The sequence below is a fragment of the Oryzomonas japonica genome (assembly GCF_008802365.1).
Taxonomy (GTDB): Bacteria; Desulfobacterota; Desulfuromonadia; order Geobacterales; family Pseudopelobacteraceae; genus Oryzomonas; species Oryzomonas japonica.
In genome coordinates this window covers 78,457-101,546 of the sequence record NZ_VZQZ01000006.1, presented here as the reverse complement: position 1 = coordinate 101,546, position 23,090 = coordinate 78,457, and the positions used below count along the sequence as shown (strand labels likewise).

At 60.7% G+C, this 23,090-nt stretch carries 18 protein-coding genes; 7 read left to right on the top strand and 11 right to left on the bottom strand.

The genetic code is table 11. The annotated features are described in order from the left end of the window. The first annotated feature begins 272 nt into the window (after nt 1–272). The 4 genes from F6V25_RS10755 (at nt 273) to F6V25_RS10740 (ending at nt 7,099) form a co-directional block, all read left to right on the top strand. The gene (locus F6V25_RS10755; RefSeq protein WP_151128580.1) at nt 273–1,580 is read left to right on the top strand and encodes a TolC family protein; all 1,308 of its coding nucleotides are present in this window, start codon (nt 273–275) and stop codon (nt 1,578–1,580) included. Between the two features lie 150 nt (nt 1,581–1,730). Then, nucleotides 1,731–3,134: an efflux RND transporter periplasmic adaptor subunit gene (locus tag F6V25_RS10750; protein WP_151128579.1), complete on the top strand. Its 1,404-nt coding sequence runs from the start codon at nt 1,731–1,733 to the stop codon at nt 3,132–3,134. 163 nt (nt 3,135–3,297) lie between these two features. Continuing rightward, on the top strand, nt 3,298–6,435 hold the full coding sequence (locus tag F6V25_RS10745) for an efflux RND transporter permease subunit (RefSeq protein ID WP_151128578.1): 3,138 nt from the start codon (nt 3,298–3,300) through the stop codon (nt 6,433–6,435). Nucleotides 6,436–6,613: 178 nt separating this feature from the next. Then, on the top strand, nt 6,614–7,099 hold the full coding sequence (locus F6V25_RS10740; protein ID WP_149307017.1) for a hypothetical protein: 486 nt from the start codon (nt 6,614–6,616) through the stop codon (nt 7,097–7,099). A gap of 90 nt (nt 7,100–7,189) precedes the next feature. Here the strand turns inward: F6V25_RS10740 and lpxD are convergent, their stop codons facing one another. Next, nucleotides 7,190–8,236: a UDP-3-O-(3-hydroxymyristoyl)glucosamine N-acyltransferase gene (lpxD, locus tag F6V25_RS10735; protein WP_246167026.1), complete on the bottom strand. Its 1,047-nt coding sequence runs from the start codon at nt 8,234–8,236 to the stop codon at nt 7,190–7,192. A gap of 234 nt (nt 8,237–8,470) precedes the next feature. Between lpxD and sppA the strand changes: the two genes are divergently transcribed. After that, nucleotides 8,471–9,427, top strand: a complete 957-nt coding sequence (gene sppA, locus F6V25_RS10730) for a signal peptide peptidase SppA (protein WP_151128576.1) — start codon at nt 8,471–8,473, stop codon at nt 9,425–9,427. A gap of 64 nt (nt 9,428–9,491) precedes the next feature. Here sppA and F6V25_RS10725 read toward each other — a convergent pair whose 3' ends face one another. The 8 genes from F6V25_RS10725 to F6V25_RS10690 form a co-directional block, all read right to left on the bottom strand. After that, the gene (locus F6V25_RS10725) at nt 9,492–10,166 is read right to left on the bottom strand and encodes a type 1 glutamine amidotransferase (RefSeq protein WP_151128575.1); all 675 of its coding nucleotides are present in this window, start codon (nt 10,164–10,166) and stop codon (nt 9,492–9,494) included. A gap of 11 nt (nt 10,167–10,177) precedes the next feature. Then, a complete protein-coding gene (locus F6V25_RS10720; protein ID WP_151128574.1) occupies nt 10,178–10,993 on the bottom strand; it encodes a polysaccharide deacetylase family protein in 816 nt (271 codons plus the stop codon). A gap of 14 nt (nt 10,994–11,007) precedes the next feature. After that, nucleotides 11,008–12,156, bottom strand: coding sequence for a Na+/H+ antiporter NhaA (locus F6V25_RS10715; protein ID WP_151128573.1), 1,149 nt, complete (start codon nt 12,154–12,156; stop codon nt 11,008–11,010). Nucleotides 12,157–12,340: 184 nt separating this feature from the next. Further along, the gene (locus F6V25_RS10710; RefSeq protein ID WP_151128572.1) at nt 12,341–13,975 is read right to left on the bottom strand and encodes an anaerobic C4-dicarboxylate transporter; all 1,635 of its coding nucleotides are present in this window, start codon (nt 13,973–13,975) and stop codon (nt 12,341–12,343) included. Between the two features lie 46 nt (nt 13,976–14,021). Beyond that, entirely contained in the window at nt 14,022–15,440 is a 1,419-nt protein-coding gene (gene aspA / locus F6V25_RS10705; RefSeq protein WP_151128571.1) for an aspartate ammonia-lyase, read from the bottom strand. A gap of 262 nt (nt 15,441–15,702) precedes the next feature. Then, a complete protein-coding gene (locus F6V25_RS10700; protein ID WP_151128570.1) occupies nt 15,703–17,115 on the bottom strand; it encodes a sigma-54-dependent transcriptional regulator in 1,413 nt (470 codons plus the stop codon). Then, nucleotides 17,112–18,887: a transporter substrate-binding domain-containing protein gene (locus tag F6V25_RS10695; protein ID WP_151128569.1), complete on the bottom strand. Its 1,776-nt coding sequence runs from the start codon at nt 18,885–18,887 to the stop codon at nt 17,112–17,114. Before F6V25_RS10695 ends, F6V25_RS10700 begins: the two co-directional genes overlap by 4 nt. 52 nt (nt 18,888–18,939) lie before the next feature. After that, entirely contained in the window at nt 18,940–19,677 is a 738-nt protein-coding gene (locus tag F6V25_RS10690; protein ID WP_151128568.1) for a sulfite exporter TauE/SafE family protein, read from the bottom strand. 217 nt (nt 19,678–19,894) lie between these two features. Between F6V25_RS10690 and F6V25_RS10685 the strand changes: the two genes are divergently transcribed. Then, the gene (locus F6V25_RS10685) at nt 19,895–21,199 is read left to right on the top strand and encodes a radical SAM family protein (protein WP_151128662.1); all 1,305 of its coding nucleotides are present in this window, start codon (nt 19,895–19,897) and stop codon (nt 21,197–21,199) included. Further along, complete coding sequence (locus F6V25_RS10680; protein ID WP_151128567.1) at nt 21,181–21,516, top strand: hypothetical protein; 336 nt, start codon at nt 21,181–21,183, stop codon at nt 21,514–21,516. The genes F6V25_RS10685 and F6V25_RS10680 overlap by 19 nt, the downstream gene beginning before the upstream one ends. A gap of 163 nt (nt 21,517–21,679) precedes the next feature. On the opposite strand, the gene F6V25_RS10675 is transcribed toward F6V25_RS10680, so the two are convergent. After that, on the bottom strand, nt 21,680–21,994 hold the full coding sequence (locus F6V25_RS10675; RefSeq protein WP_151128566.1) for a hypothetical protein: 315 nt from the start codon (nt 21,992–21,994) through the stop codon (nt 21,680–21,682). 281 nt (nt 21,995–22,275) lie between these two features. Beyond that, nucleotides 22,276–23,013: a hypothetical protein gene (locus F6V25_RS10670; protein WP_151128565.1), complete on the bottom strand. Its 738-nt coding sequence runs from the start codon at nt 23,011–23,013 to the stop codon at nt 22,276–22,278. Between the last annotated feature and the right edge of the window lie 77 nt (nt 23,014–23,090).

The window sequence follows — 23,090 nt, the reverse complement described above, 5'->3', positions numbered from 1 at the left end:
ATTTCAGCCCGTGGTTTTACTCTAAAAAATATTGGCTTTCTCTCTTTTGCCTTTCCTCTGTGTCTCCGTGTCTCTGTGGCAGATTGATCTTTTGTGATTTGCCCTTTTACTATCTGAAGAATATGCTCCCCCCTCTGTAGGATATTCCACACCCTTTCACCTCCTTCTCACTGTACATTCCAAGCAATCGCTGTATAATCGCCATATTGCATCGTTGGCACACCCCTTGAATTGGTTGATGCATGACCACGAAACCAACACCGAGGCACCCTATGAAAACCCGCGTCGTTTTTCTTGCCCTGCTCGTCACCGCCATGCTTCCGGCAGGCTTCAGCCGCGCGGCTGAGACCAAACCGACGGAAAATCTCGCTGAACTGGTAAAAACCGCCCTGACGAACAACCCCGAGGTCACGGCCTCCGGGGCGCACCTCAGGATGCTTGAAAACAAGGCCAAACAGGCCGGGAGCCTGGAAGATCCCATGTTGATGCTGAAGATCCAGAACGGCGTCGTCAGCGATCCCCTCAACTTCAGGCGCGACAGCATGACCCAGAAGGTCGTGGGCATCAGCCAGCAACTCCCCTGGTTCGGCAAACGCGGCCTCAAAAGCGACGTGGCGCGGCGCGACGCCGAGGCCTCCCACTGGAACCGGGAAGAGCGCATCCTGGACATCGTCCGGGGGGTCAAGGAAACCTATTACCAGATCTATTTCACCGACAAATCCCTGGAGATCCTGACCAAGAACACCCGCATCCTGGATGATTTCATCACCATCGCCCAAAACCGCTATGCGGTGGGCCAGGGGGTTCAGCAGGATATTTTCAAGGCCCAGCTGGAAAAATCAAAGCTGCTCGACATGAAAATCACCCTGGAGCAGCAGCGGCGCGGCCTGGAGATCCGGCTGAACAGCCTGCTCTACCGCCCGGTGAACACCCCTGTCGGCACCATCCCCGACCCGCAGATCGCTCCCTTCAATCACGGCGACGCGGAACTGCTGGAACAGGCGGAGCAAAACCGCCCGCTCCTGAAGGGGATGCAGGCCCAGATCGGCAAGACCCAAGCCGCCCAGGCCCTGGCCCGCAAGGAATTTTTTCCCGATTTCACCGTCTCCTTCGAGTACATGCAACGGGAACCGGCCATGGGGAGCGACGGCTCGGACATGTACGGCCTGGGGATCACCTTCAACCTGCCGGTGCAACGGGAACGGCGCCACGCCATGCTGGCCGAGTCGGCCTCTGAGCAGGCCATGTCCACGGCCGAACTGAACGACGCCAAGAACAGCATCCGCAGCGCCATCGCCGACCTGATCTCCCAGATGGAGCGGCGCCGGAAGCTGGCCGAACTGTACAAGGGGGGGATCATCCCCCAGGCCGAGCAGGCCCTGGAATCGGCGGTCATCGCCTACCGGGTGGGCAAGGTGGATTTCCTGGCACTTCTGGACAGCCGGCTGACGCTCTTCAACTACGAGCGCGACTACTACGACTCCCTGGCCGATTACCAGATCCGCTTGGCCCAGTTGGAGGCCACGGTGGGGGCCGACCTGGAAAACGGCAGCACTACGGTGAATCACGACCATCACTGACAGGTTGTTCAAAAATAGTCAGATCGTCGCACCCGCGAGACAAGCCCCGAGGAGGCGTAGCAGCGCTACGCCGCACGAAAGGGCATTCGAGGACGAAGGCCTGATGGCTGTTTTTCAACAACCTGCAAATTACGAGGAAAGGTGCTCCACATGGCCTTAAACAAGAAGATAACCATCCCCCTGACCATCCTGGTCCTGGCCATCGTCGTCGCCAGTTGGCTCTACAAGAGCGGCAAGCTGAGCAAGGTGAGCGGCTGGACCAAAAGCGACGGTACCGCCAAGCAGGAGATGAGCGCCAAACCGCTCTGGACCTGCCCCATGCACCCCTTCATCATCAAGGACAAACCGGGGGCCTGCCCGATCTGCGGCATGGAGCTGATCAAGAAACTCAACGACGCCCAAGCAACCACCACCCAGACCGCAGCGCAGAAGCAGCAGGCCGACATGCTCGGCCATGTCTCCCTTTCGCCGACCCAGCGGGTGATGGCCAATGTGGCCACGGTGGAGGTGAAGCAGGAGGACCTGAACCGGGAGATCAACGCCGTGGGCATCGTGCAGTACGACCAGTCACGCCAAGCCAAGGTCACGGCTTGGATCGCCGGCCGCATCGACAAGCTCCACGTCAACGCGGTCGGTGCTTATGTCGGCAGGAACAGGCCGGTGGCCGAGGTCTATTCCCCCGACCTCCTGGCCTCCCAGCAGGAATACCTGCTGGCGGTGAAAAGCCGCGACCAGCTGAAGAACTCGCCCATCCCCTCCATCTCCCAGAACGGTGATGGGCTGGTGCAGTCGGCCAAACAGCGCCTGATGCTGTTCGGGGTCAAGGAGAGCCAGATCGCCGCGCTGGAACGGGCCGGCAAGCCCAACATCCGCCTGCCGATCTACACCCCCCTGTCGGGGGTGGTCATCGAAAAGCTGGTCCAGCAGGGACAGTACGTCAACACGGGCGACGTGCTGTTCAACATCGCCGACCTCTCCCGGGTATGGGTCGAGATCGAGGTGTACGAAAACGAATTCCCCAACATCAAGATCGGGCAGCGGGTGGAGATCCAGTCCCAATCCTTCCCCGGCAAGCCCTTCAGCGGCAGGATCGCCTTCATCTACCCCTTCCTGGACCCCAAGACCAGGACGGTCAAGGCGCGGGTGGAGATGGCCAACCCCGGCATGAAGCTCAAGCCCGATATGTTCGTGCGGGCGTCGATCAAGATAGGGTTGGGCAAGGCCATCGTCGTGCCGGTCACAGCGGTGATGGATACGGGCAAGCGCCAGGTGGCCTGGGTCGAGACCTCCCCCGGCATGTTCGAACCGCGTGCAGTGCAACTCGGCCAGCGCACCGACGACAAGGTGCAGATTCTCTCCGGCCTGAAATCCGGGGACAAGGTGGCGGTCTCCGGCGCCTACCTCATCGACTCGGAATCCCAGCTCAAGGGTGGCGGCGGTCACGAAACCATGCCCGGCATGAAGATGGACGACAAGAAACCGGCACCGGTTGCACCGACGGCACCGGCACCAGCCAAAAAGGATTCGCTGAAGATGGATGATATGAAGATGTAGGTATTAGAACCTGCCACAGAGACACAGAGACTCAGAGAAAGCCAGGAGTAAGGCAGACAAAAAAACAACGATGAGGGGTGTCGGTTTACCCAATGAAGTTTTTAGTTTTTCTCTGTGAACCTCTGTGTCTCCGTGTCTCTGTGGCGGAATTGGACTTTTAATTATGATCGAGAGAATCATCGAATACTCCGCCAGGAACCGCGTCATCGTCCTGATGATCTTTGCCCTGATCGTAGCCGCCGGGATCTGGTCGGCCTACAAGACGCCGGTGGACGCCATCCCGGACCTGTCGGACAACCAGGTGATCGTGTTCACCGACTACCCCGGCCGTTCGCCCCAGGTGGTGGAGGACCAGGTCACCTATCCTTTGGCGGTCAACCTGCAGGGGCTGCCCCAGGTCAAGGCCGTGCGCGCCTCGTCGGCCTTCGGCTTCTCCATGATCTACGTGATCTTCGAGGACAAGGCCGACATCTACTGGGCCCGTACCCGGGTCCTGGAGCGGCTCAACTACGCCGCCTCCCTGCTCCCCCCCGGTGTGGTGCCGACCCTGGGCCCGGACGGCACCGGCGTGGGGCATGTGTTCTGGTACACCATCGAGGGCAAGGGGTATGACCTGGAGCAGTTGCGCACCTTGCAGGACTGGTTCGTGCGCTACCAGCTGAACACCGTCCAGGGGGTGGCCGAGGTGGCCTCCATCGGCGGCTATGTGCGGGAGTACCAGATCGACCTGGACCCCAACAAGCTGTTCGCCTACAACATGAAGGTGGGCAAGGTGATGGAGGCGGTCAAGGCCTCCAACAAGGACGTGGGGGGGAGGCTGATCGAGCAGGCCGACGCCGAGTATCTGATCCGGGGGCGCGGCTATGTCCAGTCCAAGGCCGACCTGGAGAACATCGTGGTGGGCGCCGACATGCGCGGCACGCCGATCTACGTCAAGAACCTGGGCACGGTCCAGATGGGGGGTGCCATCCGGCGCGGCATGCTGGACATGAACGGCGAAGGGGAAGCCGTGGGCGGCATCGTGGTCATGCGCTACGGCGAGAACGCCAAGGATGTCATCGACCGGGTCAAGGTCAAGATCAAGGATCTGGAGAAGGGATTGCCGCCGGGTGTGAAGATTGCGGTTTCCTATGACCGCTCCGACCTGATCGAACGGGCCATCGATACCCTGAAACATAACCTGCTGGAGGAATCGGTCGTCGTCTCCCTGGTCATCCTGGTGTTCCTGCTCCACTTCCAGAGCGCCCTGGTGATCGTGCTGACCCTGCCGATCTCGGTACTCATCGCCTTTATCACCATGAAGCTCATGGGGGTCTCCTCCAACATCATGTCCCTGGGAGGGATCGCCATCGCCATCGGCGTCCTGGTGGATGCCGGGGTGATCATGGTGGAGAACTGCTACCGCCACCTGTCGGAGATGCCCCCCGAGGAGCGGGCCGGGAAACGTCTTGAGGTCGTCATCGCCTCGGCCAAGCAGGTGGGGAGGGCGATCTTCTTCTCCCTGGCGATCATCGTGCTCTCCTTCGTGCCGGTCTTCCTGCTGGAGGGACAGGAGGGGAAGATGTTCCACCCCCTGGCCTTCACCAAGACCTTCTCCATGATGGGCTCGGCCATGATCGCCATCACCCTGGTGCCGGTGCTGATGTACTACTTCATGCGGGGCAAGATGCCTCCCGAGAGCGCCAACCCGGTCTCCACGTTCTTCATCAAGCTCTACTCACCGGTGATCCGCTGGGTGCTGGTGTGGAAGAAGACCACCATCGCCCTCAACCTGGTGGCGCTGGGGATCGCCATTCCCCTGTTCATGCATCTGGGGAGCGAGTTCATGCCGCCTTTGGATGAGGGGTCGTTGCTCTACATGCCGGTTACCCTGCCCAACGTCTCCATCACCGAGGCCAAGCGGCTCATACAGGTACAGGACACGATCATCAAAAGCGTGCCCGAGGTGCAGCACGTCCTGGGCAAGGTCGGCCGTGCCGAAACCTCCACCGACCCGGCGCCGGTCTCCATGTTCGAGAGCATCATCATCCTCAAGCCCAAGGAGCAGTGGCGGCCGGGCATCAAGAAGGCCGACATCGTGGCGGAACTGGACGGCAAACTCCAGCAGATCGGCGTGCGCAACGGCTGGACCCAGCCGATCATCAACCGCATCAACATGCTCTCCACCGGGGTGCGCACCGACCTGGGAGTCAAGATCTTCGGCTCCGACCTGAACGTGCTGAAAGACCTGGCCGTGCAGGCCGAGGCGATCCTCAAGCCTATTCCCGGAGCGGCCGACGTGGTGGCCGAACGGGTTACCGGCGGCAATTACATCGACATCGACATCGACCGCGAGGCGGCCGCCCGTTACGGCGTCAACGTGGCCGATGTCCAGGACGTGATCGAGACCGCCCTGGGGGGCGCGACCCTCTCCACCACGGTTGAGGGGAGGAACCGCTTCCCCATCCGCATCCGCTACGAGCGGGACTACCGGGACAGCATTCCGGCCATCCGCCAGATCCTGGTGGGGAGCGCCGACGGCGCCCAGGTACCCCTGGCCATGGTGACCAAACTCAAGGTTTCCACCGGCGCGCCGGAAATCAACAGTGAGGGTGGCCTGTTGCGTTCGCTGGTCTTTCTCAACGTGCGTGGCAGGGACATGGGCGGGTTCGTCAACGAGGCCAAACAGGTGCTGGAAAAGAACCTCAAGCTGCCTGCCGGCTACTACGTGGCCTGGTCCGGGCAGTGGGAGAATCAGGTGCGGGCCAAGGCGCGTCTTCAGGTGCTGATACCCATGGGGATGGTTATCATCTTCATCCTGCTCTACTTCACCTTCCACTCGGCCCTGGAGGCCAGCATGGTCATGCTCTCGGTCCCCTTCGCCCTGGTTGGGGGCGTCTACCTGGTGTCTGCCCTGGGGTACAATATGTCGGTGGCGGTGTGGGTCGGCTTCATCGCTCTGTACGGCATTGCCGTGGAGACCGGGGTGGTGATGGTCATCTACCTGCACGAAGCGTTGGACAAGAAGCTGATCAATGGGCCATGCACGGAACAGGACATCTACGACGCCACCTTCGAGGGTGCCGTGCTCCGCCTGCGGCCCAAGCTCATGACCGTGGCCGTCGCCCTCCTGGGCCTGGTACCGATCATGTGGTCCTCCGGCACCGGGGCCGACGTGATGAAACCCATTGCCGCGCCGATGATCGGCGGCATGCTCTCCTCGGCGGTGCATGTGCTGATCATGACGCCGGTGATCTTCGTGCTCATGAAAAAGCGGGAGCTTCGGAAGGGGACTCTCAAGTACAGCGGGATGAAACACTGAATCATAATCTGCCACAGAGACTCAGAGAAAATCAGGAGTAAGACACAAAAAACAATTCTTTGTTTTGGCCTACGTCGCAATGTTTTGTTTTTCTCTGTGCACCTCTGTGTCTCCGTGTCTCTGTGGCAGACGTTGATCTTTAAGCAGCAATAACCTCGTACGTGAAAAGGAGAAAACGATGAAAAAGCAACTACTGATGATCGCAGCGGCAACACTGGCCCTCTCGGCCCCGGCGGCCTTTGCGGCCGACCATGAAGGGCATGACCACGGCTCCATGGACATGGGACATGGCGACCATTCCATGATGGAGATGGGTAATGCGGCTCACCAGGAGGTGATCGACGGGGTCAAGGCAACCTTCAAGGTCATGAGCATGAAGGAACATATGAAGGGGATGGATATGCCCAAGGGGATGAAGGAAACCCACCATCTCATGGTCGAGTTCAAGGATGCCAAGAGCGGCAAGGCCCTGACCACCGGCGAGGTCAAGGCCAAGGTAATCGGGCCGAACAAGGCCGAACAGACCAAGGACCTGATGGGCATGCAGGGGCATTTCGGCGCCGACTTCGACCTCTCCAAGAAGGGGAAATACGGCGTCATGTGCAAGTTCAAGCTGACGGACGGCAAGGTGCGCAGCGCCAAGTTCTGGTACACGGTGAAATAGGGCCGACGCGGACAGACGCCCCCAAAAGAACAGGCAGCCGATGTATTGCACATCGACTGCCTGTTTTTCTTTCAGAATACCGGCGTGGGCCTAATCTATGGCAACGGCAGGTTCCAGCCGTTCTTCTACCCTCGCCATGCGGCTTCCCAGCCTGGCGAGGGTCTTGCGCATCTCCGGCAGATAGGGGAATATGGCGGCGGACTTGAGCCGCGCCTGGTGAGGCATGGCCGGGGTGCCGCTCAATACGGCCCCTGCCGCCACGTTGCCAAATACGCCCGACTGACCGGAGATCATGGCGTTGTCGCCGATCACGGTATGATCGACGATCGCCACCTGACCGCCGAGGGTGACGTGCCTGCCCAACCGGGAGCTCCCGGCTATGCCCGCCTGGGCGACGATGATGCAATCCTCGCCGATATCGCAGTTGTGGGCCACCTGCACCAGGTTGTCGATCTTGGTGCCGCGCCCGATACGGGTGGTCTCCAGGGCGGCCCGGTCAACGGTCGCATTGGCGCCGATCTCCACGTCGTCCTCGATGACCACGTTGCCGATCTGCGGGATCTTGAACCACCCCTTCCCGTTGGGGGCATACCCGAAACCGTCGCCGCCGATGATCGTCCCGTTGTGGATGGTAACGCGGCTCCCGAGCAGGCACCCCTCGCGCACGGATACGCCGGAATGCAGGGTCACGTCATCCCCCAGCACCACCCCCTCGTAGAGCGATACATTCCCGTGGATGGTCACCCGGTCGCCGATCCGCACCCCGTCGGCGATGCAGGCGCCGGGGTAGATGGAGGCATCTTTGCCGATAACCACGTCCCGGCCCACAAAGGCCCCCGCCATGACCCCCTTGGCGCTGCGCGGCCGGGAGGTGAAGAGCGTCAGCAGCTTGGCGAACGCCAGATAGGGGTTGTCCACCACGATGGCATTGCGGCCGAACGTCTCTGCCGTGGGAGGCATGACGATCGCCGCGGCGCGGGTCGTCCCGACCTTGGCGCCATAGCGGGGGTTGGCCAGGAAGGTGATCTGCCCCTCCACCGCGTTGTCCAGCGTCCCAAGCCCCGTGATGACGGCAGCGGGATCGCCCTTAACCTGGCCGCCGAGATACTCGGCCAGTTCCTGCAGGGTTTTACTCACGTCACATTCCGTTCCCGGCGAAGACGATGAGAGGAGTCCGCCACGTTTATTGTATGGTACTGTATGTACCATAGCATGTATCCCTAGTACTGTAATTCCATTTACGCGTTACAATTAAGGAAATATGAATGAATACTGCCAAAGGTCCCGAACGCCGGCACGAAATCATCTCTTGAATCGGAACCAATCGCTGCTATCATAGGGCAACCATGCTGTCCCAACGGGAGGTCTTGTATGCGTTGTGCCGTACTGCCGTTTTTCCTGCTGCTGGCGCTGCTCTCCGGCTGCGCCTTTGTCAATGTGCCGCTGATCCCGCCCCCCAGTCCCCTGGCCGAACAGGTCCTTGAGGGGGATGGGACCAAAAAGATCCTGCTGCTGGATATCAGCGGCACCATCTCGGAGGAGGAGAAGCCGGGCGGCTTGCTGGGGCGCGCCACCCCCTCCCTGGTCTCCCTGATCCGCGAATCGCTGCACAAGGCGGAACAGGACAAGGCGATCGCCGGTATCATCCTGCGCATCAACTCGCCCGGCGGCACCGTGACCGCCAGCGATATCATCCACCACGACATCATGATGTTCAAGAAACGCCGGAACGTCCCGGTGCTGGCATGCATCGTGGCCACCGGCGCGTCGGGGGGGTATTACGTGGCCACGGCGGCCGACGAGATCACGGCGCACCCCACGGCCATCACCGGCAGCATCGGCGTGATCCTGATGAAGTTCAACGTGGAGGGGTTGATGGGCAAGATCGGGGTGGAGGAGCAGACCGTCAAGTCCGGGGACAAGAAGGATATCATGTCACCCTTCCGCAAGGCCACGCCAGAAGAGGTGAGGCTGGGGCAGGAGATCATCGACCAGCTCTACGGACGTTTTCTGGATATGATCATGGAGCGCCCCAAGAACAGCCTGACGCGGGACGAACTGCGCAAGCTGGCCGACGGGCGGATCTATACCGCGGGCCAGGCGCTGGCAGCGAAACTGATCGACCGGATCGGCTACCTGGATGACGTCATCGCCCAGATTCGCACGACCGTGGGTGACGGGAAGGCGCGGGTGGTGAGCTATTACCGCCCCGGCAGCTACAAGGGGAGCATCTATGCCGGCGCGGCCGAAAAGGAAGGGCTGGCCGAGGCGTTGAGCGGCTTCGATGCCTTTGGGAGCAGCAGTTTCATGTATTTGTGGCGGCCGTAAAAATCAATGGGACTTATGGAACTCATAAGTCCCATAAGACCTATAAGTCCCATGAGGGGCTGATTCAGGCCGCCCCCACGAAGTTCTCCAGCAAGCGCCGTGCAGTCGCATCATAGTTTGCCTCAGATCGCCAGCCAGCCACCAGTTCGTCGGCACGCCCCCGGGTGGCCGGGTCCCAGGCGCACCAGGCGCGGATGATCTCTTCGGTCACCTCGGGATGGAACTGGGTGCCCCAGGCGTACGGGCCGATACGGAAAGCCTGGTGCGGGCAGGCCGGGGAAGCGGCCAGCAGGACCGCCCCAGGGGGAATGTCGAAACTGTCGTGATGCCACTGGAAGGTGCCGAGCCGGGGGGCACACCCTGTAAAGAGCCGGTCCTCCCGCCCTGCCGCCGTCAGTTCCACCTCCAGCGTCCCCAACTCCTCCCAACGGTTCGCTACCACCTGTCCCCCCATGGCCGCCGCCAGCAGTTGCCCCCCCAGGCAGATCCCCAGGTAGGGGGTGCGGTGGGCCACCATCTCCCGGATGAAGCCCTTTACCTGGGTGAGAAAGGGGTGGCGCTGGTCGTCGTTGGCGCACATGGCGCCCCCCAGGACGATCACCCCCTGCGTCTCCTCCGGCGCGGGCAACGGCTCATTGCGGTAGGCGTGGCAGACCGTGACCGGTGCGTCCAGGTGCCGGAGGTGCCTGGTGATATTACCCGGCGGGACCTCCGGGTCGTTCTGGATGATGTGGAACATGTACGTAACCTTTATTTAAGCGGATAGTCGGACATGCGGACGAAGCGGAAACCGCGACGCAGCAACTCCGGGACAGCGGCCATTATCCCCGCCCCGGTGCCGCTTTCCGGGTGGTTCATGTGGCAGATGATGATGTCCCCGGGGACGGCCTTCAACAGCGCCGCCGTTACCTTGGGGGCGCTGTAGGTCGCCCCGGCATCCCCCAGGATGCTGAAACCGGCCACCTCATGCCCCAGGGCGCCTGCGACCTCCACCGCCACCTCGTCGTAATAGGCCGTACCGGAGCGATAGAGTTTCGGCCGCTTTCCGGTGATCGCCTCGATCTTCCGGGCGTTCCGTTCGATCTCCTCCACCAACTCCCGTGCATCCTTCGTGCCCTTGATGCCGTACACCGACCGGCCGGTCACCGAGGCCGGCTTGTGCCACATGCCGTGGTTTGCTATCTCGAACAGCGGGTTGGCGGCCAGGCGTTTGAACAGCTCGGGGTTGGCGTCGATCCAGCGGGCGTTGATGAAAAGGGTGGCAGGTATCCGCTCCTGCGCCAAAAAATCCATCAGCCGGGCATCGACCCCCTTGCCTTTCCCGCTGCCGCAGGCGTCAAGGGTCAGGGCGACCACCTTGTCTCGCGTATCCAGACGGGTGCGCACGCCGCTGACCGTCTCGCCCCACTGGAGCGGCTTGCGCCCGCCGAAGCGTTCGGTCACCTGCTGTTTGACGCTGTCGAGGCTCGGCGCGGGTTCCGCAGCAAACACCGGCAAGGCCGCACCCAACAGAACCGGCACGACCAGATAAACCGCCCTCATCTTCCCGAACAACGATCTTATCATGACTCCCCCTTGATTCATTTGTGCCTCCTGACCCCCAGCAGCCGCGCGGCAACCATGCCGATTCCGGCCGCAGTGATGCTCAACATGGCCCCCATCTTGGCCGCCCCCTGGAGTGAGGGGTCGGCGAAGGCCTCACCCGCCACGAACAGGGCCACGGTGAAGCCGGTGCCGGCGATGATGCCGGCCACCAGGAGGTCGCTGCGGTGCATCCCCCGGGGCAGGCCGAAGCCGAACCGGGTCGCCAGCCAGCCGAAACCGAAGATGCCCACGGTCTTGCCGCAGAGCAGGGCCGCCAGGACCAGCCAGGTGGCGGTCCCCAGGCTGGAGAACCCGACCCCGGCATTGGCCAGCCCGAACAGGAACATCCCCACGTCCACCACCGCCTTCCATTCGTGCTCGAACCGGGACAGGGGCGAGCGGTCGGCCGGGTCCTCCTCGAAGAGCAGTTTGGTCTCGCGGCGGCTGTGGGGCAGGAAGGGAACGATGAAGACCAGGGCCAGGGCGGGATGGAGATGGGCGTGGTGCAGGCCGTTCCAACTCAGGACGCCGCCGCAGATGACGGCGGGCCAGTAGCTTTTGACCTTGAGGCGGCGCAGGGCGTAGGCGACAAGCATCCCCAGGGCGGTCAGCAGCAGCCATAACGGCGCCACCGGGTGGCTGGGATCGGGGTAGAAGATGGCGATGATGGCCAGCCCCACCGCATCGTCGGCCACGGCCAGAAGGAGCAGATAGGAGACCGCCGGGTGGGCCGCGCCGAAGACGGCCCGGGCGACCAGCCAGGCCAGGGCGATGTCCGTGGCCGTGGGGATGCCCCACCCGTTGCGCAGTTCCGGCCCGCCCACCAGGGCGTTCAGCCCCAGGTAGACCGCCACCGGCCCCAACACGCCCCCCAGGGTGCCCAGGAGCGGGTTGACCGCCCGGGAGGGAGGGTTGAGGTTGCCCCCCGGCAGGCAGCTCTGGGTGATCTCCACCGCGGCGATGCCGAAAAAAAGCACCATGAACAGTTCGTTGGTGATGAAGTGGAAGGTGAGCCCCCCCGCGAGCGGCTGGTGCAGGAAGGCATGATACCCGGCCGGGTCGAGGTTGGCCCAGGCAAGCGCCACCGCCACGCCGGCGAACATGGGCACGGAAAATTCGAGCAGCAGGTTGAAGCGTCGTTTCATGGGGCCGTCCACATGCCGTTTTCGTTAGACTCCTCCGGCATGGGTGCGGCGAATGCCCTTCCGAGCCGGTTCTTCATTTGAACACCAAAATAGCGGCAACGCCACCGGCTTGTCAAACGTTTCCCCCGACAAACGGAGCGCGCCTGATGTGGGCGCGCTCCGGCAGATGGATGATGTCAGCGCATCAGAACATGAATTTCACCAGCAGGAAACCGATGCCGATGGAACTGAAGGTCGCCACCAGGCCCGGTATCATGAAGCTGTGATTCAGGACATACTTTCCGATACCGGTCGTGCCGGTGCGGTCAAAGTTGATGGCCGCAACGACCGTCGGGTAGTTGGGGATGAAGAAGTAGCCGTTGACCGCCGGAAACATGGCGATCAGGAAGGGAGCCGGGATGCCTAAGCTGATGCCCAACGGCATGAGCGCCCGCACCGTGGCGGCTTGGCTGTAGAGCAAGACCGACAGCGCGAACAGGGCGAAGGCGAACAGCCAGGGAGCCTGGGTAACCAGGCTCTTGATGGAACCGCTCAGGAAATCCATGTTCCCCTGAAAGAAGGTGTCCCCCATCCAGGCGATGCCGAAGATGGCGATGACCGCCTGGACACCGGCGATGAAGACGCTCCCCTCGGCCACCTTGGCCACCTTGACCCGGCAAATCAGAAGCATCAAGGCCGCAATGGTCAACATGACGATCTCGATGACATGGGGCATGCCCATCTTTTCCTTGTTTGTGGAGGGGCGCTTGTCGTCGAATTTGACGATGTGGTAGCCGAAGGGGGTTTTGATCACCTCGGTGAGGTCTCCCGATTTTTTCAGCTTGGCACAGGCCTTCTCGATCTCCGGGAGCAGCTTGCCCTTGGACTGCCACCCCAGGTCGCCGCCGTTGGCGGCGGTGGCGTCGATGGAGCATTGGCGGGCTACCGCCGAGAAGGTGCCGCCCGACTTCAACTGGACCAGGGCGTCCTTGGCCTCGTTTTCGCTTTTCACGAGGATCTGGCTGATCCTGATATCGTTGCCGACACTCCATTCAGGGCGCATCTGGGGGAACGAGCCGAAGAGGACCACGAGGATCGCGCCCAGCAGAAAGAGGGCCACGGCAACCTTCGCCGTCGCCGGGGTGTTCTCCAGGGAGGTGCGTTCCTCGCTGCCGCCCGCCCCATGGGGAGCGGCAACCAGCCCGTCTTTCAAGCGCTGCTGATACTCGGGGTCCTTGTCCAGGTCCTTGCCCAGCTTGTTGGAGACGAAGGCGGCGATCAGGACACCGGCCAGGGTGGAGGGGATGCAGACCTTGAGGATGTCGATCAGTTCAACGTTGAAGCCGAACTTGGCCGCGGAGCCGCCCAAGAGACCGAGCAGGGCCACGGTGGCCGCTGCGATCGGGCTTGCGGTGATGGCCTGTTGCGACGCGATGACCGCGATGGACATGGGGCGTTCGGGGCGGACGCCGGTTTCCCGGGATACCTCGGCAATGACCGGCAGCACCGAATAGGCCACGTGTCCGGTCCCGGCGAACAGGGTGAAAAAGTAGGTGACCACCGGCGCCAGAAAGGTGATGCGGTCCGGGTTGCTGCGCAGGATCTTTTCCGCCAGCCCGACCAGGTAATCGAGACCGCCCGCGGCCTGGAGAACCCCGGCAGCGGTGACCACCGCGGCGATCATCAGCATGACGTCGATGGGGGGAGCGGTGGGTTGTAGGTGAAAGACAAAGGTCAAAACCGCCAGCCCGATTCCCCCCATGGCCCCGAGACCGATGCCGCCCAGCCGGGCGCCGATGAAGATGGCGGCCATTACCACTGCGAATTCAAGCCAAAACATGATTGTTCTCCCTTCTCTTCCGGAATGTCGTTCGCTCTGAGGCGGATTACGCCTTGCCGCCGGCGATGAATCGGGGATGCATCAGGTTTTCGGTGGACAGCACCTCGTCCAGGAGCGCTTTGTCCATCAGCTTCTTTTCCAGGACCAGGTCGTACACCGACCTGCCGCTGGCCAGCGCCTCACGGGCAACGGCCGCCGAATTTTCGTAGCCGATGATCGGGTTGAGGGCGGTTACGATGCCGATGCTGTTGAGCACCATGGCGCGGCAATGCTCCTTGTTGGCGGTGATGCCGTCGATGCATTTGTCGGCCAGGACATGGAAGCCGTTGCAGAGCATGGATACGGAGTTGAAGAGGCTGTAGCCGATGACCGGTTCCATCACGTTCAGTTCCAGCTGTCCGTTCTCGGCCGCCAGGGTCACGGTCAGGTCGGCGCCGATCACGGCGTAGGTAATTTGATTTACCACCTCGGGCATGACCGGGTTGACCTTGCCCGGCATGATGGATGATCCGGGCTGGAGCGGCGGCAGATTGATCTCGTTGAGGCCGCAGCGGGGACCGGAGGAGAGCAGGCGCAGGTCGTTGCAGATCTTGCAGATCTTCACCGCCACCCGCTTCAGGACCGCGGAGATCTGGACATAGGCGCCCGTATCCCAGGTAGCCTCGATCAGGTTGGCGGAGGTGACGACCGGGATTCCGGTCAGGGTCCGCAGGTGCTCGGTGACGATCCGCGTGTATTCGGGGGGACTGTTAATCCCGGTTCCGATGGCGGTCGCCCCCATGTTGATTTCCAGGACCAGTTTTTGGGCTTCGCGCACCCGTTCGATGTCTTCGCCGATGGTGGTGGCATAGGCGGAAAACTCCTGGCCGAGGCTCATGGGGACGGCATCCTGAAGTTGCGTCCGCCCCATCTTGAGGACATCGGAAAATTCCGTACCCTTGGCGGCAAAGGACTTCTGCAGGTACTGCATGCAACTGATCAGGCAGGACAGTTTTTGATGCAGGGCGATGCGGAAGGCGGATGGGTAGGCGTCGTTGGTGGATTGGGAGCAGTTCACATGATTATTGGGATGGCAGTACTTGTACTCGCCCTTTTTGTGGCCGAGGATTTCGATGGCCCGGTTGGCGATCACCTCGTTGGCGTTCATATTGGTGGAGGTGCCGGCCCCTCCCTGGATGACGTCAACCGGAAACTGGTCGTGAAGTTTGCCGGCGATGATCTCGTCGCAGGCGGCCACAATGGCCGCGGCGATCCCGTTCGGGAGCACGCCCAGCTCCATGTTGGCCAAGGCCGCGGCCTTCTTTACCTGGGCCAGGGACCAGATCAGTTCCGGTACGGAAGAGATGGGGATGCCGGTAATGGGGAAATTTTCCAGAGCCCGCAGGGTCTGGACGCCGTAATAACAGTCGTTGCTGATTTCTCTCTCTCCCAGAAAATCGTGCTCGGTACGATGGGCCGTGGCCATGGTCTGATCTCCTCTGCTTGGTGTGTGGTTGGCTGAAATTGCTTAACAAGGTAGAGAGCATCGATGATGCCAAAATGGCCCACGATCACAACATGCCGTATTAACACATTATTTCAGGAGAAGATGGTCTTAGATACGGATGAAAGGGGTATGCCGGAGGGAAAGCCGTCAGGGGAACAGATTTTATAAACCAATAATTACATATAGTTATTGGCAGGTATGCCCAGAGGAATAGTATTCCCCTGGGCATACCCCTTTGGGATCAGGTGCGCAGATGCTTGAGGCGCTTGCTGAGGGTCGGCTGGGAGACCCCCAGCAGGCGTGCGGCGATGGATTGATTCCCTTGGGCCCGCCGGATCGCCTCGGCTACCAGCAGGTCGATGACCTCGTTGAAGCCGGGCAACCGCTCGGCGCAGAAGAACGGGTTGGCGGTCGGGTCGTCTTCCTGCCCGGCCGGCGCGGTATCGGGCCGTTCGCCGATTGCCCGCGTGAAGGCGGCCAGGGAGAGCACGCCGCCCTGGTGGGAGCTGACAGCATCGTAGACCATGGCCTTGAGTTCCCGCACATTGCCGGGGAAGTCGTAGTTGGCCAGGAGCAGGGCCATCTCCTTGGGCACGGTCGGTTTTTTCCTGCCGAACTCATTGGCGGCTTCCTCCAGGAAGTGATCCAGAAGGAACGGGATATCGTCCTTGCGCTGGCGCAGCGGGGGGATATGGACATGGTGCGCCCGCAACCGGAAATAGAGGTCTTTGCGAAATTCGCCGGTTTTCTGGCGGCCGGCCAGGTCCTGGTGGGTGGCCACCACGACCCTGGCCCGCATCCGGCGGGGCCGGTCGCTGCCGACGGGGTAATACTCCCCCTCCTGAAGCAGGCGGAGCAGCTTGACCTGGGACGCCGTGCTCAGATCGCCGATCTCGTCAAGGAACAGGGTCCCCTCCCCGGCCCGCTCGATCACCCCCGGCCGTGGTTCGGCGGCGCCGGTGAACGCCCCTTTGACATGACCGAAGAGGGTATCCGACACCATGTTGTCGTCCAACCCGGCCACGTTGACCGCCACCAGTTCCCCCTTGCGGCGGCTCAGGCGGTGCAGGGCGCGTACGACCAACTCCTTGCCGACGCCGCTTTCCCCCGTGACGAGGATGGGCTGCGAACTGGACGCGATCGCCTCGATATACTGGAAGATGGAACGCATCCCCTTGTCGGCGGTGACAATGTCCCTGAACGCCTCGGGATGTTCCAGCCGGTCGTTCAGGAAGCGGCGGCGCATCTCCCGGTTTTCCTGGCGGAGTTCCTGCTCATGGATGGCTCGCCGCACCCCGCTGACGATCCGCAACTCCTCCGCGGTCTTTACGTAGAAGTCGAAGGCCCCGGACCGCATGCAGTTGACCGCCGTCTCCAACTGGTTCAGGCCGCTGATGATGATGACCGTCACCTCGGGATGCTCTTCCGTGACCCGGCAGAGCAACTCTTCCCCGGAGAGATAGGGCATGGTCAGGTCCAGGAGCAGGACCCCCACGCGGTTTTCGGCAAGCATCCCCAGGGCTTGCCGGCTATCGCTGCAGGTCAGGATATTGGTGATGCCGGCCCGCTCCAGGCTGATACTCATGGAGTAAAGCCAGTCCGGCTCATCGTCCACCAGCAGGATGCCGAAGGAAGGGTACAGGGTATCGTTCATGTCCGTCGCTCCTTTTCGGGGATAGGAAGGGTCATGCGCACGGTCGTTCCCCGCCCCGGCTGCGAGGTGAAGGTGAGCGTGCCGTTATGCTCTTTGACGATGCCCGAAGAGACCGACAGGCCGAGGCCGGTGCCGCCGTTCTCCCGTTTGGTGGTGAAAAACGGGTCCGTGAGGTGGGGCAGGTGCTCCGGGCTGATGCCGGTCCCCTCGTCGCGCACCTCAAGCACCACGACCTTTTCTTCGGGATCCACAAAGGTCGCAAGGGAGATGGCCCGGTCGGGTCCCGGCAGGGCCTGACAGGCGTTCACCAGCAGATTCACCACGACCTGCTCGATCCGCTGGGCGCTGCCCCGCACCAACGGGATAGCCTCGCCATAGGTAACGGTGAAATGTTCGGTGCTCTTTTCCACCAGATTGGCCATGAGGCGCAGCACGGTCCGCACCGTCTCGTTCAGGTCCACATCCGTCGTCAGCCCCGGTTCCTGCTGGCGGGCGAAATCCTTGAGATCCTCGACGATCATCTTGACCCGGCGGGAGCCCTCAAGGGTCTGGTTCATCAGGCGGGGCAGCGCCTCCCGCATCCGGGAGTAGCGCAACCCCGCGAAATCGAAATCGCCGTGGGTCCGGTAGTACTCCTCCAGGATCGGCTCCGCATCCCGAAACGCCTCCATCATCACCGGCAGGTTGAGCAGGATAAGGCCGTTGGGGTTATTGATCTCATGGGCCACGCCGGAGACCAGGACCCCCAGGGCCGCCATCTTGTCGGCCTGGACCAGTTGCTGCTGCCGGTTGCGCAACTCCTCCTCGGCATGGCGGCGCTCCGTCACTTCGCTGGCCAGCTCCGCCGTCCGCAGGGCTACCTCCCGCTGCAGGGTGCGCGACCAGAGCAATATGCCCCCCACCAGCAGGACCAGGGGGGCGACAACGATCGCCCCGTACTTGAGCGCCTGCTGCCAGCTGATGCCGGGAGGCTCCATGACGCCGAGCCACTTGTTGTAGATCCGCTGGTATTCGCCGGTGTTCTTGAGGATGGCCAGCCCTTCGCTGAAACGCGCCTGGAGGGCCGCATCCCCCTTGCGCACGGCAAAGCAATAGTTCTCGGCCGCCACCGGCGCCCCCACGGCCTGGAGGTTGGTAAGGCCGAGTTCCCGGATCAGGTATTGCCCCGGCAGTTTGGCCATCACCGCATAATCATGCTTGCCGGACGCCAGAAGGCGCAAGACGTCGGCATGAGTCGCCGCCGGGACGATCCGTGCGCCGACATTTCGAGACCGGAGGTATTCCTGCATGATCCCGTCCCTCAGGACCACGACCTCCTTGTCGCGCAGGTCGGCAAGCGTCGCGACCGGCGATCCCCCCTTGCGGGCGAAGATCGAATGATGGACGACGATGTGGGGAGGGGTGAAATCCGCCGTCAAGGCCCGCTCGTCGGAATAGGAGATCCCTTCCAGCACGTCGACCCTGCCGTCCTGCAACGCCCGGCGCATATCCGACCAGGCGCCGAGGCGGATTTCGACGGTAAAGCCCATCACCCGGGCGATGGCCTTGGTCAACTCCACGTTGTAACCGGTCGAGTTGCCGTCCTTGTCGATGAATTCGTACGGGGGATAGCTCCGGTCGCCGCCGACCACAATCGGCGTCTTCGCCTCGCCGGCGGCGCAAAGCGTACCCGTGGCCAGGGTGGAAACGAGGAAGATGAGCGCGGCTGTTATGAGAAAGGGGAAAAATTTGATGATGCACCTCCACGACTTCGTACGAGGCCAACGCCGCATAGTTGCACGTAATCCGCCACGGCGAAAGGAAAAATATCCGTACCGCGCCGGGCTACCACCCCAGGGCCAGTTTCAGCCCCAACACCCCGCCCAGGGCTAGGAAAAGGGTCCTCACCAAACGGTACCCCGTGCGGCGCCCCACCCGCGAACCGAGATACGCCCCCAGCATGGAGCCGGCCGTGGAGGGGATCATCAGCCTGCGGTCGGCAAAACCGGCGCCCGCGTAGACGGCCACGGCGAAGCAGTTCCAGAAGAAGGCGATTACGTAGTAGTAGCCCAGGGCCGTGAGCAGGGGAAAGCCCCGGGCCTTTGACAGCAAAAACGAGGTGAACAGGCCGTTGCCCGAACCGAAGAACGACTCGTAGACCCCCAGCGGAAAGGCCAGTGCGCCGGTCGTCCGGCGGGAGAGGCGCGGCTCCGCTTCCGTGCGCCCCAGGGTGGGGTTGAGCCCGACCGCCGCCACCAGGGCGATGATGATGAACCCGATGGCACGCTTCAGGATCTGCTCGTCCACGTTGCGCATCACGAGGGTGCCGACATACGCGCCCCCCAGCCCGAAGCAGACCATGAGCCGGATGAGCGGCCAATCCAGCGCCCTGCCCCGAAGATAATTGCGGGCGGCGATCAGGGTCCAGGCCGCGCCGTTCATCTGGTTGGAGGCGATGGCCACCGGCAGGGGAAAACCGAGGGAGAGCCAGACCGGGGTGGTCAGCATGGCAGCGCCCGCGCCGCTCATGGAGCTGAGCAGGGAGGCCAGGAATGCGACGGCAAAAACGATCATGAAGTGCATGCAAGAAGGCTTTCCACGGCAATAAGATTGCTTTCGGCGTGTTTTTCGGATAATTTTACCACAGTATGGCAACGGACACTATGCCGTTATGCGCCATCCGCGCAGCCTGCGTCAGCCTCCCGAATTCTTCCCGGCCTGCGCAGCGAACCGTGGGGGAAACCCACGCTACAGAGAAACGAACCACCAGGAAACCAACGTGCCAAAAAAACTGCCAAAAATGCTGTACGCCGATGAAAAAGGCAATATCTACGATCACCCCGAGCTGTGCATGGCCGGGATGAACGGCAACGTACCGGTGCTGCCCGAGGATGTGGAGTTGATCCCGCTCCCCGAGGACAGCCGGATGTTCACCATGCCCGCCATGCCGCCCATCGCCTGGGACGAGCGCAAAAAGAGCTTCGTCACCCTGGACAGCGTCAGGGAGGGGAAACGGACGCGGCGCATCCAGGCGGTCTCCGCCTTCATGGCCCCCGGCTACGTGCGCACCCTGCTGCCGGCCTGCGATTACTCGCGCAAGGCGGTCCAACTGCCGCTCTGGTCCTACACCGCCGTGGGGTGGGACGAGGAGCGGGACTGTTTCGTGGTGGCCGCGTCCAAGGTGGACAGCAACAGCAACTGGAACCCGGTCAACTACGACGACCGCACCCTCGACCCGCTGGTGCGCCAACGGCTGGCGGAGATGCCGGGCAACCGCCTGCTGGAGCAGTTGTCCCGCTGCGCCGTGGACTATCACTGCTTTGCCGCGAAAAACCTCTTCTACCGCCGCTGGGAAGCGCCGTTGCCCACCTCGCCGGTGTGCAACTCGGCCTGCCTGGGGTGCATCAGCCTGCAACCGTCCGAATGCTGCCCGTCCAACCACGAGCGCATCGGCTTCGTGCCGACCCCGGAAGAGATCTGTCAGATCGCCCTCCCCCATCTGGAACAGGCCGAGCAGGCCATCGTCTCCTACGGCCAGGGGTGCGAAGGGGACCCGATCCTCCAGGCCGACACCATCGCCGAGGCGACGCAACGCCTGAAAAAGGCCACCAGCCGCGGCACGATCAACTTCAACTCCAACGGGTCGATACCGGAGCGGGTGCAGCTTTTGTGCGACGCGGGGATGGACTCCTTCCGCTTCTCCATGAACTCGGTGCGGGAGGAGTTGTACAACCGCTACTACCGTCCCAAGGGGTACACATTCGAGGATGTGCTTCGCTCCGTGACCATCGCCAAGCAGGCGGGGCGTTTCACCATGATCAACTACCTGGTCTCCCCCGGCGTCAGCGACGCCCCGGAGGAGGTGGAGGCGCTGCTGCGCTTCGTGGGCGACACCGGCATCGACATGATCCAGATGCGCAACCTGTCCATCGACCCGGATTTTTATAATAAAGAAATGGGGGTAGAGGGCAAGGGGATCGGCATGTACCGGCTGTTGGAGCGGTTGAAGCAGGAGTTTCCCAAGTTGCAGTTCGGCTATTACAACAGGACCAAGGAAAATTTCTTTCCGGAGGGGGTTGAGCAGGGGTGGCCGATCAAGGGATAGGGGAAAGGCTCATCCCGGCAAGCCGGACATTCAGCCCTGGGCATTTCCTTGCGGCAGGGGAATGGAGAAAATCAATGGTTCAAAAGCTTTTTTTGCTGCTGCCTGTTCTCAGTCTTGTCGTTCTGTCTGCTGTCATGAGCGCCTGCGTTTACGACCCGAGGACAGAAGAGGAAAAGTTCAAAGATAGATTGGCAACCGAGAGATTTGAGATGCAACTTCGAACCGATCAGGAGAAAAAGGATTGGAGCGAGTACAAACAACAATGGGACAACGATCCCCCGGCTTCGTCGGGAAAGCCCCGTTATAAATCTTTTTGATTCAAAAAAAATGGGCGTTCCCGGAATCAGCCACCAATCAGGGTTCCCCGTGGGTCAGGCTTCCAAGATGCCAAGTATCAACTTGGAAGCCAGCCCCCACGGACTTGCCTTTAGTGGAGACTATCACATGACAACGCAATTATTTTTGTAAAATGAAATAGTTCTATAAATCTTTAACGACTGTGCCAGTAACTTTTGTTCTATAACCGTTTAACACATAAGCCAAAAACCAATTTTCTTCAATTACTGGGTTAATAAGTCGTGTTCCGCCTTTGCTGGCAACAGCTTCATCATAAGCATTTTTGAATCTATCATTCTGATTGATTGGAATAAAATTAAACAACATGATACCTGTTGAAGTACCCTCTCCCTCCCCAAGTACAACATAGTCTTTACCTTCAATTTTATTGAGTGGGGTGGATAGGTTCAGCGGCACCCCCGCGGGGTCAGGCTTCCAAGATGCCAAGTTTGTTTTCAAAGTCAGTTTTCAGAGGTCCAATCAGTGCCGCCAAAGTGGCTAATTTCGCATGTTGATAACTATAGGCCGGACTTTCAACTTATCAACTTGGAAGTCTGACCCCACCGACTTCCTTTTTTTTTCTGGTAATTCCGGGGACAGTATACTCAACTCTGAATTTAAGATACTGTCCCCGGAACTCCTGGAAGCCCGACTCCACCTACTTGCCAAAAATGCGGTGGCTTTGACATACTGGCTTGAAAATTATTATAAATACAAACAATTACGACTGATTAAAAAAATTAATTGCATTGTGTACCACTAATAATCCATAAATTTTCTTTTGAAAGTTGTATTATCTCTACAATATTATCTGGTGTGACTGGAACAGATTGATAACCATCCTGATCTATTCCGTATGCTCCTGTATTTACTGATAAGTGGTAGGATGAGACCAATATCTTACCCCATGGGTATTCTATGAAAGTACTGACGATATTTGGGTTTAATGAACAGCACACCATCACTGGTTCCCCGATATAAGCAAGCTTCGACCCTATGGAGCAATCACGCCGAAAACATATACTGACCTGTTCGCCTCCATAAAGTCCGAGCAATGGCTCTGCACCACCATTATTTAATGAAGTTTTTGTGAAGTTAAAGAATAATCGCCCGTCTCTTATGCGTGATTGGTCTGGTAAAAAGTAATTTGACCATCGTTCCTTAATAGTCACGATCTCCGATTCTGAAAACATATGACCAAAATCTTTGAGGAATTCCGCTCTTATTTCTTCTCCACTTCGGATGAGCAGGCCTTGGCTGCGAATGCGATTTTGGCTAGCTCGGGTGTAGTGCACACCGATAATATAATTCTCCAGGCAAAAAGAGTTCAGATCGCTGACTAGTGAAACCACTTCTCTGTGCTTTACCAATTCCTCAGAAAATTCGTACTTAACGCACAGATAATTAATTCGCTTTAGCGCAGCAACGAACTCTTCTGGCAGTCTATCTGGTTTATTGAGATCTATGATTTTTGGCACTATGGATCATCCTGAGCGGGAAGGAGGAGGGGCAGGTCTCCATGCTGGCAACTATAGGCCGGACTTTCAGCTTGGAA